This window comes from Coleofasciculus sp. E1-EBD-02, from assembly GCF_040218245.1.
Taxonomy (GTDB): domain Bacteria; phylum Cyanobacteriota; class Cyanobacteriia; order Cyanobacteriales; family Coleofasciculaceae; genus Coleofasciculus.
Genome location: NZ_JAVJQN010000245.1, coordinates 12235 through 27612 on the forward strand (window position 1 = coordinate 12235; position 15378 = coordinate 27612).

The following is a 15378-nucleotide window of genomic DNA, read 5'->3' on the forward strand; positions in this document are numbered from 1 at the left end:
TTTAATCGTCGCTAATGTTCTTGTAAATACCATCAGCAAAACCGACTATCTTAATTGGCAGTAATAAAGATGCTAAAAAAAATCTTGAGGAGTTTCTTGCAGTATATAGACAACCCATATTTGCGTAAAATTTTAGTGCGGATAGGAACGATTGATGAGTTCTACAGTAATCTTCAGAAAAGTCATCCAGTTTCTCCTGAAACCATTACTACGTCAGAAGTAAAACATACTCCTTTTCACTGGAGAGCTGAATACCTGCAAAAGGAAACGTACTCTCTTCCACCTATCTACTCAGTTACTCTCAGGAATGTAATCTACTCTCCTAAATACAACATTATTCTGACTAATTCACGGAAAGTAATATCAGATTCCATTAATACAGATTTTTTTAAAGATCCAAAACAATTTAGTCTTTCTCATTTATTTTTTAAAAAAGTTAAAAAAATACCTGGATTTTGTAGTATATTTAGATCAACTAATAATAGCTACTATCACACATTAATTGATAATATTCCCCGGCTGTACTTGCTCGCTCAACCCGAGTATAGTAAAATCCCTGAAATTAAACTCCTCTTTTCTAATGAACTGACCAAAGCTGAAAGATTCTTTATAGATAAATGCTGTCCTAATAATGTAAAACCTGTCGTAGTTAATCCTCATCAACTTTATTCCTGTGAAGAGGTTATATTTCCCAGTTTTATGAGTCAACCCTGTGCTGGTTATTTACCAAAAGTATACCTAAAGTATTTTTTGGATAAAGTTATTCTCCAACGTTCAAGGCGGAAAAAAAATCGCATTTTTATTTCTAGAGGAGAAACAAAAAAAGGGAAATTACGCTGTATTTTAAATGAAGATGATCTTTTTCATGTTTTGAAAAATCATGGGTTCCAAAAATATAATCTGGAAAGGATGTCAATTGAAGAACAAATAGAAACCTTTTATGATGCTGACTATGTTATAGCTGCCCATGGAGCAGGCTTATCTAATATCATTTTTTCAAGTGCAATTAAACTATTAGAGTTGTTTCCAACACAGTTTGTATTACCACATTACTATTATCTATCAAAAGCACTGGGTCATAGCTATCGATACTGGTGCGGTGAAGAAGAGAGTAGAGATGCAAACTTCCAGGTCAATGTTTCAGAGATTGAATCAATGTTAAATAGCTTTGAATAATAGCTTAAACCTATGCAAATGAATTTTGTGGATTCTATGATTTGCATCACTCGAATAACAAGGGGCAATTTCTCTTAACTTATTGTAATGCTTTATTTGTAAATTTTAGTCCAGTAAAACCTCTTTTTTAGACAAAATGATTCACAGAATGCACTACCGTCATCTGATCCCTAATTCAACGGCTAAAGTTTTGCTATTTTGTTTGCTAATTCTATTAACATTAGGTGTATTTTTTCGCTTTGCTAATCTTGACCGCAAGGCTTACTGGTACGACGAAACCCGTACTTCTATTCGAGCAATTGCAGCTTATATGCCAACCAGTCCGGAAGCGGTTTTTGATAACCGGATTACTGGGATTGAAGATATAAAAAAATACCAGCAAGCTGAACCTCAAAGAAGCATAACTGACAGTCTTTACGTTATGGCGAAGGATGATCCCAAGCATTCACCTTTATACTATATCTTAGTCGGGATTTGGGGCAGAATTGTTGGTGATTCAGTAGGTACAGTCAGAGCTTTATCCGCCATAATTAGCCTGCTAGGATTTCCCTGTATTTATTGGCTAGCGATTGAACTATTTGGCTCAAATCTAACAGCGGGAACAGCCACAGCTTTAATGGCTGTTTCTCCGGTATTTGTTCTCTATGCCCAAGAAGCTCGTCCCTATACTCTTTGGACAGTTACTATTTTATTGTCAAGCGTGACATTACTCAGAGCAATACGTTTAAACAATCGAGCAAGTTGGGTAATTTACGCTTTATCTATAGCTTTGGGGATTTATACCCATATTTTATTTAATTTGGTTATTTTATCCCATGCAATTTATGTACTAATCATAGGTTATCCAGACGTATCGAACATTTTTGCTAAGAAAGAAAATACTCGAAAAATTTGGCTACCTCAAGTTTGGATAAATTACTTACTCTCGACTTTTTTGGGGTTAATAACTTTTACACCTTGGGCTAAGTTTATCTGGGATCACCGCGATAATTTCCGTATGTCCTATTTGACTGAACAGAAAGGCAGTTTATCTTTTTTCATCAAGAGTTGGGTTCTGGAGATTAGTGCTTTATTTTTGGATTACAAGGGTTCTAGCTTTATTGATTTAAGTCAAGGAAAAGATAATAAGTTTCACTATTTAGTTTACCTACCTATATTGATATTAATCGTCTATTCGATCTATTATTTAATTCGTCGTACTCCCAAACAGATATGGTTATTTATTTGTACATTAATTGTCGTACCAATACTAGCATTAACATTACCAGATTTAATTTCTGAAGGAATTCGTTCAACTGTCGTTCGATATTTTTTCCCGTCCTATTTAGCTATACAGTTAGCCGTTGCTTATTTGCTAAGTTCCAAGTGCTTTACGGCTAATGTTTCACATCAAAAGTTATGGCAGTTAATTACAGTCGTATTAATTTCTGCTGGAGTTGTCTCTTGTGCAATTAGCTTGCCCGCCAAGACATGGTGGAGTAAATCTTACAGCTATTATAATGCTCAAGTGGCTGAGATTATTAATCAAGCCAACAATCCCCGCTTAGTGGTTAATTACTCTTGGTATAACTCGACTCAGTTGCTCTCTCTGAGCCACATTCTCGAACCAAAAGTTAAGCTTCAGTTATTAGCAGAACCTGAAGTCGAGCAAATATCTCTAAGTTTTAGTCCTGAACAAGATATATTTTTATATAATCCTAGCAAAGACTTTCAAAAAGACATTAATCAAGCTGGTTTTGAGCTGAAAAATATTCATGAGCGGGGTCAGCTTTGGCAGTTAAAAAAATAATGATAATTTATTGTTGACATGACTCAATTCAAGAATCAAATCATTTTTCCTACAGGAGTGCAATATTCAGATAGTGTTGCCGAACACTGATTAAAGGACTGCATTCCTTTTTCGACTAAATCTGGAGAAATATTGTTTTTTATTTTTCTTGGCGTTCGTATTATACGACCGGCTTTAATATTTCCTTTATGATCTCCGACATCGCGCATCCCGGTTGTTCGGAGAATTTGATAGTCTTCGGAAAATCCTTGTCTCGTGCCTAAAAAATCATGTAAAGCGTCAAAAACTAAATCTGTCTGCTCTAAAAGCTGGTTATGTGTGATAAATAAGCTACGCTCTTTGCTATTGATTAGCTGGGCATAATGTTCTAACATGGATAACCGTTTGACATAATAGTCAAGGACTTGTTCTTCACTCAAATGGGGTTTGAGTTCAGCGATACTAGCCAAACTTCTTTGGGGTTCTCTTAATAAAAAAATGCTGTACAGATTTGGGGAAACCAAAAAGCTTTCACTCAAAAATTTGTTGTTGTGTAGAACCTTATCCAAAATGTACTTTTGGTGCATACTCAAGTTTTTTATGTCTGAGAGCTTTCTAAATTCTTGTGCTTGCCAATAAACTTTTAACATTAAATGCTTAAAATCTGCTTCTGAAGCATATTGAATGTGAGTTTCCCCATAGCCGATAATGTCAGAGTTTGAATTTAAAATATGAGTTAATAAGGAAGAACCCGACCGCATGTGGCTGAGGATAAAAAGAATTCGATAGGGTTGACTTCTGCCAACGATATGATAAGGACTTTGAGTGGTGTCAATTCTAAATCGGTGATAATTTTGAATAACTTCGTTTTTTGTCACCCGAATCAGTTGACGTAGGTTTGAATCTTTCATTTAAAATGCTCAATCATTTATTCAAGTTTAAGCCAAAGAATTATTCCTCTGCCTTTTCCACGTTCAGTAATTCCGACCATTCATCTAGAAGCAGGTCATAGTGACCCGCTTGTCCCTGGGGATACTTTCCTTGCTCGACGAGTTTGATTAGATTAGGCAACGCTTTGATATAATCAGAATCGTGTTTAGGCGGATGTAAAGTCCAAGCTTGAGTTGAGGATAAATCTGCCCTAACAAAACTTGTATCCCGTAGCTTTTGACTCGTCATCGGCTCAAAGGATTCAATGGCGCCTTGAATGGGTTTAACTTGACGGCGTAACTTGCGCTCAACTTTAGCACATAATGATTGCAATGGCTGAGGTAACTGTCTTGACAGCATTGGGTAATATTTCCACATCAAGGGGATGGGGGCAAGTTGAGCAAAGCGTTTTCGGTCAACTAGGTATGCCCTCATACTAAAAAATTTATGGGCATAAAAGCCTCGTTCATCTTTGATAAAAGGGTTAGGATGAAAAGATTTACCCTCTGGATGAGGAGGACCACAAAGGGGACGTATCACCGCGATTGTGGAGATGGATTCCATTAACTGTATAGCTTGACTAATCCAGTCATAATCGGCGTCTTGGTGCAAAAGCATGTCCGCATCAAAATGGAGGTAATGATCCGTGGCGGATGCTTCTATACAGTACAGCGAGGCATAAACGGTTGAACCTTTCCAATTGTGTGTATGGTTGAGCATCTGCTGGGCTTGCTCAGTGCCAAAATACTTTTGATAGACATTTTTAATTTGTGCTGGGTTATAATCAACTTTGATAATTTTGTCGATGAACCCTTGGTCTATTAGAGTTTGACAAGCTAATTCTAATTGTTGTTGAGTTCCTGTATTGTATCGATAGCGCTTATCTCCACTCAGCGGTGCCGTATCCATCGCCAAAACCCGTTCGGTAAAGGGATAATGACAGGCACGAATCAGATGTGGAATTGTTTGTAGCATGTAGGGTACATCTGTTCTAGCTACCAGTAGCCATAGTGACACGGGAACATTCATCGCCCTCCTCCCAATTTGTTTTCTTTGTTGAAAAGTATAGGCTTAATTTTAACTGATTTATTTGTCACTAGAGTTTAGACGACGATTTTTCAGCCCACTGCCATTAATGATACACTCGTTGAGTGCCACGACTACAAGCAACTTTTCCGGGTGAATAGGTAGGTTCTGGAGGTTTAGTCGTGCCATAAACATTGGCTTTACAGAGAATTTCTACGGTTATCGTGGTTCCTGGCGTTTCATGGATATTGAAGTCAGTGGTAGGAATACGAAAAACGCCACCAACATAACTTTTCCGGTTAGGTTTACGGGAAATGGCGTAATTAAAGACAGAAGCACCATCATTATAAGTGGAATAGCGATAGTTCTTCGTCTGATTCGGCATACTTCGATTCAGTTGAGACAGGGAATCGGCAAAAACTGAGTGTTTTAAATAGTAAGCTTGCTGACTGCGGTTGATCGAACTTACATAATCCTTAGCATCCGGTTCAGGAGTTTTTTGGGTATACAAAAAATTTGGCACAATCAGACTGATTGCGATACTGGCAACGATAAACTGAAGGAAAGTCAAGCCAGCGAGACGACCATAGCGCACGCGATCGCGAAAGGTCAAACCATCTTGATGATCATAACCCACGCGAGACTGCCCCGACTTTTTCACGGAGTCTCCGCCTGATTTTAAAGTCGATAGCGCTTGACGCGCCCCCGTAAACCGTCGTTCTGGTGCAGGTTCGGTCAGACATTCCAACCATTCTGCAAAATGGGGAGTAAGATTGACATAATCGCTAAATTGTAAGCGCATCTGATGTTGAGGTAAATCAGCAGGTGCTATTCCCGTTAATAAATGAATTAATGTTGCTCCTAATGCATAGAGATCCGAAGCAGGAACCACTTTTCCCCAAAGTTGTTCCGGTGGTGCATAGCCACTGGTTCCTACTACTGTAAATGTTACTCCTTCTGCTGTAGCGCGGTCTTGTACAGCACCAAAATCAACCAGATAAATCTGTCCATCCTGGCTCAAAATTAAATTACTTGGTTTAATATCACGATGAAATACAGGGGGCGATAGTTCATGCAAATAAATAAGAATTTCTAAAAGACTCTCGGCAATTTGACAAACCTCTGCTTCTGTGAATCTTTTTTCCTGATTCAATAGCGTTTGTAAAGAGTCACCAGGAATGTAATCTTGGACTAAGCCAAACCACGGTAATCCCTCTCCGAATTGCTTTTCAATGGTGAAGAAATCACGATACTCCGGAATTCGGGGATGATTAAGATGCTGAAGTACTTGCGCTTCTCGTTCAAATAGCTTTAACTCATCCCAATGCATCTGAGGATTAAATGCTAACAGCTTAACCACGACAGGTTGCGGTGGTGACAGGCTAATGTCATGGGCTAACCAAGTTTGACGCCCCGCATTTTGTCCTAATTTTCTTTCGAGTTGATAACGTTCGGCTAACATTTGTTTTTTCATTTGCCATTCGTCATTTTCTTCAAATATAAACGACGAGAGGGCGGGTTTTGTTGATAAGTTATCGGTAGATCCGTCAATTAAATCTCTAAACCCGCCCCCACAATACCATATAAATTTTGTTTACTACCCTTTTCCCCTTCTACCTCCTACCCTTCTACCCATCCTTGAAGTTCCTCAACTAACCAACGTCGCTCGTTTTCGGTTAAGGTTTCACCGAAGGAATAGCTAATCATCCAAGTCTCTAACCGTATCTCGGTAAAGGGGATTAATTGGATATTTTTGATATCAGTCAATTGACCGATATGACGCTGATAGGTTAATCCCAAGAGTTCTCGTTCAATAATGAAGTGTTCTGGAGTCAAATAAAGACAATAACCTCCGAACAGATGACGCAAAGTATAGTCCACTTCATTTTGGACTTTACCTAACTCCTGATTGGTAGCCCGCCAGAGCCATCCCATAAACACAACCAGGGGGAGCAAGACAAGAAACAACGTGCCATTGTGGGATAATGTGGCAAATAGCCCGATACCTAAGCCTAAAAAGATTAACCCGAATAGTAATAAAAGCGGGAGTGAACAAGCGGTAAGTAGTAAGTCACCTCCTAATTTGAGAATATCCCGGAACGATCGCTTGGGTTGAGGAATTTTCAGGATAAGCTGCTGGGGTGATTGCTTAAGCTGAACGCGGCTACCTTTCGGTTGAGAGCGGTTGGTTAGGGAATGTTGGGGATAACGATGGTGATGCAGCGCCTCTAGCGCCTCAGCCGCGCTACTAAATCGTTGGTCTAAATCCGGTGCAGTCAAGACGTTTATCCAACGAATCAACTGGGGATCAACCGAGACGCGATCGCTCCATTGTATCCGTAAATCTTGTTGAGGTAAGTCAGCCGGGGTAATCCCGGTGAGTAAATGAATCAGGGTTGCGCCTAAAGCGTACAAATCAGAGGCGGGTACAGCCTTTCCCCAAAACTGTTCTAAGGGAGTATAGCCAGTCGTTCCCACTACCGTAAACGTTACTCCTTCTGTCACCGCCCGATTTTGCACTGCACCAAAATCAACCAGATAAATGGGCAAATCATCCGCCAAAATTAAGTTACTGGGTTTGATATCCCGATGTAGCACTGGCGGTTGTAAGCCATGCAGGTAAGTGAGAATCTCTAATACTGACTCGGCAATACGCTTCACCTCTTCTTGAGTGAACCGTTTACCCTGATCCAATAATTGCCGTAAAGAAGTCCCCGGAATATATTGTTGAACTAATCCGAACCAATATAAACCCTCTCCAACCTGGCTATCCAAGGAAAAATAATCCCGATAGCGGGGAATTTGAGGATGGGTTAGCTGTTGAAGAACCTGGGCTTCGCGTTCAAATAACTTAAACTCATCCCACTGCATCTGAGGGTTAAATGCCAACAGCTTAACAATCACTGATTCTGGCGGGGATACAGACTGGTCAAACGCCAACCAGGTTTGGCGTCCAGGGTTATTGCCAAAGGGATGATGAAGGTGATAGCGATCGCACAAGATTCGTTCTGCTTGCAGCATTTCCCGTGTAAGTCCTGATCACGCCGATTTCTCTACTTTAACCGTATTCCTATCGGTTTATCTTTTGATGATATGCTCCCCCAGCTTCCAGACGTGCCATGGCACGTCTCTACAAGCTCCCCCATCTCCCCCGCGTTTTCCCTCATCTGCTTGAAAACGGCTGTAAATCAGCTATCCTAGCGTAGGATATCGTTCACCAGAAAACCCCATGAACAGGAAAAATCGTGTTAGCCGTCGTCATTTTTGGCAAATTTGTGCCAGTCAGCTCGTTACAGCAAGTTTATTTACCCTAGCCTTTCCTGCTAGTCCTGTCCGTGCTGGTGTCGATCAGTTTCAAATCTGCGCCGCAGAACTATTGCGTGCGGGTATCTCCAGGGAAAATGCAGCCAGAACTTGTGCTGAGGCGCTTGAACCAAAGGATTTATCCCTCTGTGTCCTGAAAATCGAAGAGTTAACGCCAATTGCGGCTGATGATGCGTTATTCGCCTGTATGCGCGTCCGGCGTCCCAAGGAATTGGCAAGCTGTACTGTTGATATTAATCAGCATACTCAAGGTTCTGATCCTGTCTCGGTGCTGGCAAACTGTCGCCGCAGTCTTCTACCCTTGCGTTTTTCTGAATGCGTGATTGGTTTGAGTCGCGAAATTGATTTTTCTGTAGAGGGTGCGCTAGCTACCTGTATTGATGCTGAGGATTTTCCCCGTTAAGTCTTCAAACGTTACTCATTAAGTAGGTGGGCAAAATTACAGGTGAAAAACCTAGCTTCTCAGCTTAGTCTGTTGGGTTTCCTTGGTCAACCCAACCTACAACCATTACACTATTGCCTGTTGCCTTTTACGACTGAATCGGAATCTCAATTACAAACTCTGTACCGTTTCCCCTCTCACTCGTGACACCTAATTGACCTCGGTGCTTTTCCACGATGATCTGGTAACTAATCGTCAATCCTAAACCTGTTCCAGAACCGACGGGTTTGGTGCTAAAGAATGGATCAAATAGCCTCTGACTTACCTCCTCTGTCATTCCTGATCCGTTATCCGCAATGCGGATAATAACCTTCGCCTCGTCTACACTCTCTGTACTAATCTCAATCGTAGGGGTTTGGGATTGATCGGGAGTGAGTGGCGATCGCACAAATTCTCTCTCTTGTTCCGGATTGCCTCTAACTGACCACATATCACTGTCTAATTTGAGTTTGCCATACTTCTCATCTAACGCATCAATCGCATTGGTAAGCATATTCATAAATACTTGATTGAGTTCACTGGCATAACATTTCACAAGAGGCAAATTACTATAATTTTTGATCACGTTAATTTTTGATCGTCCAGCTTTAGCATCCAAGTGGTACTGTAAGAGCAAGAGCGTGTTATTAAGATCTTGATTAATATCGACGAACTTCAACTCAGCCTCATGTAAATGGAAGAAATTCTTGAGCAACGATACAGTTTGGCGGATTCGTTCAGCACCCACCTGCATCGAGTCCAAAAGTTTAGGTAAATCGGATTGGATAAAGTCTAGCTCAATCGCCTGGATTTGGCGAGTAATTTGCTCGGTCGGATGAGTATAAGTTTGTTGGTAAAGCGTGATTAGATCAAAGAGTTCTTGAATATATTCATTGGCGTGGTAAAGGTTTCCGTAGATGAAATTGACTGGATTATTAATTTCATGAGCAATACCCGCCGCTATTTTGCCAAACGAGGACATTTTCTCTGCTTGAATTAATTGGACTTCCGTTTGTTGCAGCTTGTGTAATGCCTCTTCAAGTTCCCAGGCTCTTTGCTTCTCTTGCTGTTGGGATTGTAATAAGCGTTCATTTTTAGCTTGCAGTTCTTTTTGCAGGTTCCGTAGCGTCAGGTGAGTTTGGATTCGGCTGACTACCTCTTCCGGCTGAATCGGCTTGGTAATGTAATCGACGGCACCCATTTCAAACCCATGAACCTTATTGAGTGTATCTGATAGGGCTGTCATAAAAATGACTGGAATATCCCGCATTGAAGGACTACTTTTTAGTCGTTTACATACCTCAAACCCATCAATTCCCGGCATCATCACATCCAGCAGTATCAGATCAGGTTGAGCTGTTTCGGCTCGCTGTATCGCCGTTTCACCATCCGTTGCGACAAGTACCTTGAAGCCAGATTTTGTCAAATAAGTAAATAGAAAACTTAGATTGGTTGGATTATCTTCAACAACTAACAAGTTGGCTTGGACTATTTCTTTGTTCATTGCTTAATTTTTAATTTCGGTAATTTTAGTCATTAAAGAGTTATTAAAGGAAGGAGGGTAAAATGGTAATATGGTAATACTCTTTCCTAAATACTCCCCATACGCTACACATCTAAATAGACTAGACACAATAGGAAATTTAATACCAGTTTATAGCCATGATATTATTATGGCTAAACCCAGGCTGTGCAAGGGTTTAAGGGCAACTATCTCTATTACTAATTTAGCAAAATGGTGTAATAGTAACTTTTTATTTCATTAAAGCTATACCCCTATTCAGTAATCGAAACAGTATATTTGAAATACGTTGTATGTCATAGTTTGGCATAAACAGGATAACATGATCTAGAATATTTTACATTTTATGACTTATGACTTATAACTTAAGACTTAGATCTTAGGGCTTAGGAATTATTTCTTATGTATATTTATTCAACACCTAAATGGACAATGAGTAATTCTAGGAGTTGCTGAATTGGTACAGGTTTTGAAATAAAATATTAGCATTCAGCAGCTAAACTCTCCTGCTTGGTCGTCTAGTCCGGGCATGATTAAGTCCATTAATATCAGATCAGGCTGAACCTCGACTGCCTTTTGTAAACAATCTTGACCATCGACAGCTTCAAAAATGTTCAACCCGAACAGTTTTAGTGGTTCTCGCTATAAAGAGCGATTAATGCCATTATTATCAACAAGGAGGATATTTTACCGTGATCCTTTAACACCGATAAGTCGGCGATCGCACAATGGCTCCGACGCTTGTCCTCCTGAAACGTCAGACAAATCTAAGTAGGTCGGTGGAAATAAACCGAACTATGTTAAGTTCTGTGAATGTTCCTCAAACCCTTACATAAACGTAGCTTGCTTCTCAAGGGAAGCGAGTATGACGATCTGCGCCGTTAACTTTAATTGTCCCCACCTACTTAGTGGGTTATCCATTTAGCTTTGAGTAGTTGACTCTAGCACAAAATCTCGTACCAACATCAAAACCTCTGGCAGAATCTGATGCGCCATGTTAAATTCCTGATACGTCACCGCTATTCCCAGTGCCTCTAAATTATCTCTGGCTTCTCGCGCTTTACTCACAGGCACAATCGGGTCTTGTTTACCATGCACTATCAAAACTGGGGGTAACGATTCCCGCGTCAGTTGAGCCGAATCATGCCAGTAGCCACTCATTGCAACTAAGGCGGCGCAGGGTAATCTTAACCCCACATCTAACGCCATGGCTCCCCCTTGGGAAAATCCGCTTAAAATGGTGCGGGATAGGGGAACGCCTGTACTTTCTTCCAGAGAGGTTAACCAGTCGATCAACTTTTGACGACTTTCCTCTAACCCCTGATTATCTTGGCTTTCCAGCGCATACCAGGCATTGCCCCAGGGGACATTGGGATGAGGAAAAGGAGCATCGGGAAATAGAAACTGGACATTGGGCAAGTCTAATGCCGAGGCTAATGGGGCTAAATCCTGAGAGTTAGCCCCCCAGCCATGCAAACACACCATTAGATAGGTTGGGGATTGACCATTGGTTGGTCCAATGGTGACGGATTCTAAAGACAAAGACCTAGATCCTAATTCAGAGGTTGTTGGATTTTTAGCAGATGGAGAACGGTTTTGGCAAGCGTTCACTCCCAAAACTGTTCCCAGTGCAGCACAGCCTTTTAAGAAAAATCGCCGTCCGATTGGTGTCATGTTGCTTCACAGATATGAGCGCAATAGTTTAGAACACTTATCGCTGCCAAAGTCAAGACTCATCACTTACGGATGACTATAAATCCCCCATAAAGCAGAGGTCAAAAGAATCGCTAACTTGTCAAAATTGGATCGTCTAGTATTTCTTATGAGTTATGAAACGATTAATGATTCTTGCCTTAGCCCTACTGCTACCGACTCCAGCGTTAGCCCAAGAAGCTGGTGTGCCAAGACCCAATGACAGGGGCGATTTTATGACAGCCCGGGTTCGAGGCGTAGCGGGTTACTATAACAATCACAAATGGTTGGTTACTGACTTGATGGATGGAATTCCCCTAAACTGTCGCCGTACTCCTAATGGTGAGGTACAAGCCCGGTTGAAGTCTGGCGCAACGTTAACCGCAATCTTTAGCCAAGGGAATCGCGATGCCATTACCATGCACAATGGTAAACCCTGGCTACGGGTGCGTAGCATCAACCCTGTCTATAATCGCGACTCTGGCATTTGCTACGTGCGTGCCAACGTTAACTATATTGTGCCTATTAACCAAGACTATGTTTCAGACGTTCATTAGCGATCGCGGATTTCACTGATGAGTTAGGACAATTGAGTGGTTCGCCTGTCTAGGAATTAACCGGCCTGGAACGAGGGACTCTGGAATTGATTAGATGAGAACGTAGGATAGTAGCCAGTATAGCCGCACCATATTTATCTTGAATCTCATCACAGGTGGCTTCGCAAAGTCTCTCGACTTCATTGATACGCTGTTGAAGTTCAGCAATTTGTTGGTCAGTTTTGCTTCTGTTAGGCTGTATCCCAAACATTTCGTCGTTCTCCTCAACGAATTAAACGGTTTGCCAAGCTGATGTCCTAGCCCTCTATAGGATAGTCGGAATGTGCGATCGCTCGGTAGATTTAAGGTGCGATCGCGTCTGTTCTTTTCAATCTAACCCTACGGCTAATTGAAATTTGGATTGAGAAATGATTAAGATTCCCCAATTTATATGTAAAGTTTTTTAAATTATACCGTGTTTGGAGAAAAATAAACAATGATAAGATTTGGAAAAATCTGGTCAAACTGTGCTAATCCAAGTAGCGCCCCAGTATATCAAACTCCTTAAGCACTATTATGATGCCAATCGATTATTAGTGGATTGTCTCAATTCGATAAATCGTTCAATACCTAACCAATAATTATACAATTACAGAAAGCACTCATTTGCTGCCAGTTCTGCTTATCCTATGTTTCCAGTTATTTACTCCGACGAATTTCTTAATCATGACAACGGTGGTTTTCACCCCGAAAGCCCAAAACGGTTGACAGCCATTGTCAACGCCTTAAAAGCTGCACCCTGGGCAAATCAAGTGGACTGGCAGCTACCTACACCCGTAGAGAGTCGTCCGGTAATGCCTTTGTTGCAAAAAGTTCATGACCAAGATTACATCAATTTAGTCAAACAACTCGCCCATGAAGGTGGAGGGATGATAGATGGCGACACACGGGTTTCTCCACGCAGTTATGATATTGCCCTGTTAGCCATCAGCGCTTGGTTAGATGGAGTTGATCGTGTCCTCACCAGCAACAACCCGGCATTTGTCCTCGCACGTCCTCCTGGACATCATGCCGAAGGTCCACGGGGGATGGGATTTTGTCTCTTTTCTAATGCTGCGATCGCAGCTTACTATGCCCTAGAACAACCCGGTATCCAAAAAGTCGCCATTTTAGATTGGGATGTTCATCATGGTAACGGCACTCAAAGCTTGGTGGAAAACGATGCCCGAATTATCTACTGTTCACTCCATCAGTATCCCTTCTACCCTGGCACCGGAAACCCTCGCGAACGCGGCTCGTACAATAATATTCTGAATATACCCATACCATCAGGCAGTACATTCACAGAATACCAACCCATGTTTGAGCAGGGGGTGATACCATTTCTCAATGAATTTCAGCCCGATTTACTCATCGTCAGTGCTGGTTACGACGCCAACGCCGATGATCCCCTCGCCAGCGTCGCCCTGAAACCAAAAGATTTTGGCGTATTCACAGATTACTGTTTGCAAGTGACTCACCGTATTTTATTTGGCTTAGAAGGAGGCTATGATCTGACTGCCTTAGCCAAGTCCGTTATTGCCACCATTGAACCCTGTTTAAAGCTGGGTGAATAGTTGCCACAAAGACTAACAATCAGCCTTCGTCATTCGTCCTTCGTCAAAGAACAATCAACAATCAACCATTAGAACAGTTTCAGATTGTAACCTACCCCTAAAACCAGTCCCACATCTGTTTCATCATCCTCAGGAAATGCCACATTGACACGCACTGTTCCAGTAAATCGGGGAGGGATGGGAACATCGACGCCCCCGGAAACCAACGGATCAGCTTCCCAGTCATCATCAGGTTGCAGCAGCACACCTCCTCCAACAAAAGGAATCACAATCGTTTGTCCGGTAACGGGAGTCTTGATCGGGAAATTTAGGCTAAGGCTAAGTGATGTGGTGGTTTCGTCACCAAACATGACCGCATTGTGCAAGGAGAAATTCTCAGCAAACCCGGCTTTACTGACAATGACGACAGATCCTTCCCCTAAGTTGGTTTCCTCACCATCCAGACCAATATTCCCACCTACACCGATATAGCTACGTCCCAATATTTTTAGGGGATTAACCCCAGGGACTTGTGCTACCTCTGGAGTGGCGGCGACAGTTTGGGGTTGAACCAAAACTAGGGTTGACTGGGTGTTATTAGTCGCTGAGCCAGAAGATTGAGCCGAGTCAGAGGGAGTAACGGTTATATAACCATAATAGGCAGAGTCTGGCGTCTGGGCTTGAGCGGATAAACCACTACACAGCAGGGACGAAGCGGTGAAACCGAATAGCCAGGAAAAAAGGGTTGCCGAGTTCGGTTGCATGATTTTTTACTCTTCTATATTGAGAAAATCATGCCACAATTTAACCCACCTTGGAAAGTGAAGATAGAGAAATTGAACTTTGCATCCCCACCTAACACTTGTCTAGAATCTCCAGTCTTCATCCCTGGAAGATGTCAAGCGGCTTGTAGTAAATCTCTACTACTATGTTGGATTTGAGCCAGAATCTGCATCGCTTCTGTCAAATTCTCACAAAGATAGTTGGTTTTGAAGTAAAAGGGTTTAAGACGCTCGGTCGTTATTTCCGCCGGTTCCCAAATGATCAGCTTCAAGGGTTTTTGGGGATTATTCGTTGCACAAAGCGAGTGGAGTAACATCGTAGTACGCACCTCAATCAGTAGAATGCTCCGGGTTCAGAATCCAGATTAGGTGTCCCACCGCCAGACGGCTGACAGCTATCAGGACTTTTTCCGGGGTCTTTACAAAACTACATTCACCAAGGTGTCTATCAGGACGCTTCATTAAATCTTTACAATCGGAGAGATGGGGGAGATGGGGAAGCTGGGGGAGATGAGGAAGTTAACTCAAAACTCTACCTTACCTATTGCCTATTGCCTATTGCCTATTGCCTATTGCCTATTGCCTATTGCCTATTGCCTATTGCCT

General features: G+C 41.7%; 15 protein-coding genes. 7 read left to right on the plus strand and 8 right to left on the minus strand.

Translation table 11 applies throughout. The features are described 5' to 3' along the window. Positions 1 to 69 precede the first annotated feature (69 nt). Both RIC07_RS35750 and RIC07_RS35755 read left to right on the plus strand, forming a co-directional pair. Positions 70 to 1176 (plus strand): glycosyltransferase family 61 protein, encoded by a 1107-nt coding sequence (locus RIC07_RS35750; RefSeq protein ID WP_446398652.1) that lies wholly within the window; start codon positions 70 to 72, stop codon positions 1174 to 1176. Between the two features lie 148 nt (positions 1177 to 1324). Then, positions 1325 to 2965, plus strand: coding sequence for a glycosyltransferase family 39 protein (locus tag RIC07_RS35755; protein ID WP_446398653.1), 1641 nt, complete (start codon positions 1325 to 1327; stop codon positions 2963 to 2965). 35 nt (positions 2966 to 3000) lie between these two features. Here the strand turns inward: RIC07_RS35755 and RIC07_RS35760 are convergent, their stop codons facing one another. From RIC07_RS35760 to RIC07_RS35775, 4 genes are all read right to left on the minus strand, one after another. Further along, positions 3001 to 3855 (minus strand): sulfotransferase, encoded by an 855-nt coding sequence (locus tag RIC07_RS35760; RefSeq protein ID WP_446398654.1) that lies wholly within the window; start codon positions 3853 to 3855, stop codon positions 3001 to 3003. Between the two features lie 40 nt (positions 3856 to 3895). Next, entirely contained in the window at positions 3896 to 4903 is a 1008-nt protein-coding gene (locus RIC07_RS35765) for a hypothetical protein (RefSeq protein ID WP_446398655.1), read from the minus strand. Between the two features lie 103 nt (positions 4904 to 5006). Beyond that, on the minus strand, positions 5007 to 6374 hold the full coding sequence (locus tag RIC07_RS35770) for a protein kinase domain-containing protein (RefSeq protein WP_446398656.1): 1368 nt from the start codon (positions 6372 to 6374) through the stop codon (positions 5007 to 5009). Positions 6375 to 6520: 146 nt separating this feature from the next. After that, positions 6521 to 7921, minus strand: coding sequence for a serine/threonine protein kinase (locus tag RIC07_RS35775; RefSeq protein ID WP_446398657.1), 1401 nt, complete (start codon positions 7919 to 7921; stop codon positions 6521 to 6523). Positions 7922 to 8129: 208 nt separating this feature from the next. On the opposite strand from RIC07_RS35775, the gene RIC07_RS35780 reads away from it, so the two are divergent. Beyond that, positions 8130 to 8627, plus strand: a complete 498-nt coding sequence (locus RIC07_RS35780; protein WP_446398658.1) for a hypothetical protein — start codon at positions 8130 to 8132, stop codon at positions 8625 to 8627. Between the two features lie 127 nt (positions 8628 to 8754). Here the strand turns inward: RIC07_RS35780 and RIC07_RS35785 are convergent, their stop codons facing one another. Together RIC07_RS35785 and RIC07_RS35790 are read right to left on the minus strand one after the other, a co-directional pair. Then, entirely contained in the window at positions 8755 to 10149 is a 1395-nt protein-coding gene (locus RIC07_RS35785; protein WP_446398659.1) for a hybrid sensor histidine kinase/response regulator, read from the minus strand. A 939-nt stretch (positions 10150 to 11088) separates the two neighbouring features. After that, entirely contained in the window at positions 11089 to 11709 is a 621-nt protein-coding gene (locus tag RIC07_RS35790; RefSeq protein WP_446398660.1) for an alpha/beta hydrolase, read from the minus strand. On the opposite strand from RIC07_RS35790, the gene RIC07_RS35795 reads away from it, so the two are divergent. The 4 genes from RIC07_RS35795 to RIC07_RS35810 all read left to right on the plus strand — a co-directional run bounded on the left by RIC07_RS35795 (position 11687) and on the right by RIC07_RS35810 (position 14011). Next, positions 11687 to 11917: a hypothetical protein gene (locus RIC07_RS35795; protein WP_446398661.1), complete on the plus strand. Its 231-nt coding sequence runs from the start codon at positions 11687 to 11689 to the stop codon at positions 11915 to 11917. The genes RIC07_RS35790 and RIC07_RS35795 overlap by 23 nt on opposite strands. Before the next feature lie 79 nt (positions 11918 to 11996). Then, on the plus strand, positions 11997 to 12416 hold the full coding sequence (locus RIC07_RS35800) for a hypothetical protein (protein WP_446398662.1): 420 nt from the start codon (positions 11997 to 11999) through the stop codon (positions 12414 to 12416). Positions 12417 to 12922: 506 nt separating this feature from the next. Beyond that, positions 12923 to 13036: an NACHT C-terminal helical domain 2-containing protein gene (locus RIC07_RS35805; protein ID WP_446398663.1), complete on the plus strand. Its 114-nt coding sequence runs from the start codon at positions 12923 to 12925 to the stop codon at positions 13034 to 13036. A 48-nt stretch (positions 13037 to 13084) separates the two neighbouring features. Further along, the gene (locus tag RIC07_RS35810) at positions 13085 to 14011 is read left to right on the plus strand and encodes a histone deacetylase family protein (protein ID WP_446398664.1); all 927 of its coding nucleotides are present in this window, start codon (positions 13085 to 13087) and stop codon (positions 14009 to 14011) included. Between the two features lie 68 nt (positions 14012 to 14079). On the opposite strand, the gene RIC07_RS35815 is transcribed toward RIC07_RS35810, so the two are convergent. Both RIC07_RS35815 and RIC07_RS35820 read right to left on the minus strand, forming a co-directional pair. Further along, the gene (locus tag RIC07_RS35815; protein ID WP_446398665.1) at positions 14080 to 14754 is read right to left on the minus strand and encodes a hypothetical protein; all 675 of its coding nucleotides are present in this window, start codon (positions 14752 to 14754) and stop codon (positions 14080 to 14082) included. A gap of 134 nt (positions 14755 to 14888) precedes the next feature. After that, complete coding sequence (locus RIC07_RS35820) at positions 14889 to 15089, minus strand: hypothetical protein (protein WP_446398666.1); 201 nt, start codon at positions 15087 to 15089, stop codon at positions 14889 to 14891. Positions 15090 to 15378 lie beyond the last annotated feature (289 nt).

Excerpts from the sequence above, each read along its gene's own strand:
- RIC07_RS35750 (WP_446398652.1), top strand. The coding sequence starts at position 70 with ATGCTAAAAAAAATCTTGAGGAGTTTCTTGCAGTATATAGACAACCCA.
- RIC07_RS35755 (WP_446398653.1), top strand. The coding sequence starts at position 1,325 with ATGCACTACCGTCATCTGATCCCTAATTCAACGGCTAAAGTTTTGCTA.
- RIC07_RS35760 (WP_446398654.1), bottom strand. The coding sequence starts at position 3,855 with ATGAAAGATTCAAACCTACGTCAACTGATTCGGGTGACAAAAAACGAA.
- RIC07_RS35765 (WP_446398655.1), bottom strand. The coding sequence starts at position 4,903 with ATGAATGTTCCCGTGTCACTATGGCTACTGGTAGCTAGAACAGATGTA.
- RIC07_RS35770 (WP_446398656.1), bottom strand. The coding sequence starts at position 6,374 with ATGAAAAAACAAATGTTAGCCGAACGTTATCAACTCGAAAGAAAATTA.
- RIC07_RS35775 (WP_446398657.1), bottom strand. The coding sequence starts at position 7,921 with ATGCTGCAAGCAGAACGAATCTTGTGCGATCGCTATCACCTTCATCAT.
- RIC07_RS35780 (WP_446398658.1), top strand. The coding sequence starts at position 8,130 with ATGAACAGGAAAAATCGTGTTAGCCGTCGTCATTTTTGGCAAATTTGT.
- RIC07_RS35785 (WP_446398659.1), bottom strand. The coding sequence starts at position 10,149 with ATGAACAAAGAAATAGTCCAAGCCAACTTGTTAGTTGTTGAAGATAAT.
- RIC07_RS35795 (WP_446398661.1), top strand. The coding sequence starts at position 11,687 with ATGGTGACGGATTCTAAAGACAAAGACCTAGATCCTAATTCAGAGGTT.
- RIC07_RS35800 (WP_446398662.1), top strand. The coding sequence starts at position 11,997 with ATGAAACGATTAATGATTCTTGCCTTAGCCCTACTGCTACCGACTCCA.
- RIC07_RS35810 (WP_446398664.1), top strand. The coding sequence starts at position 13,085 with ATGTTTCCAGTTATTTACTCCGACGAATTTCTTAATCATGACAACGGT.
- RIC07_RS35815 (WP_446398665.1), bottom strand. The coding sequence starts at position 14,754 with ATGCAACCGAACTCGGCAACCCTTTTTTCCTGGCTATTCGGTTTCACC.
- RIC07_RS35820 (WP_446398666.1), bottom strand. The coding sequence starts at position 15,089 with ATGTTACTCCACTCGCTTTGTGCAACGAATAATCCCCAAAAACCCTTG.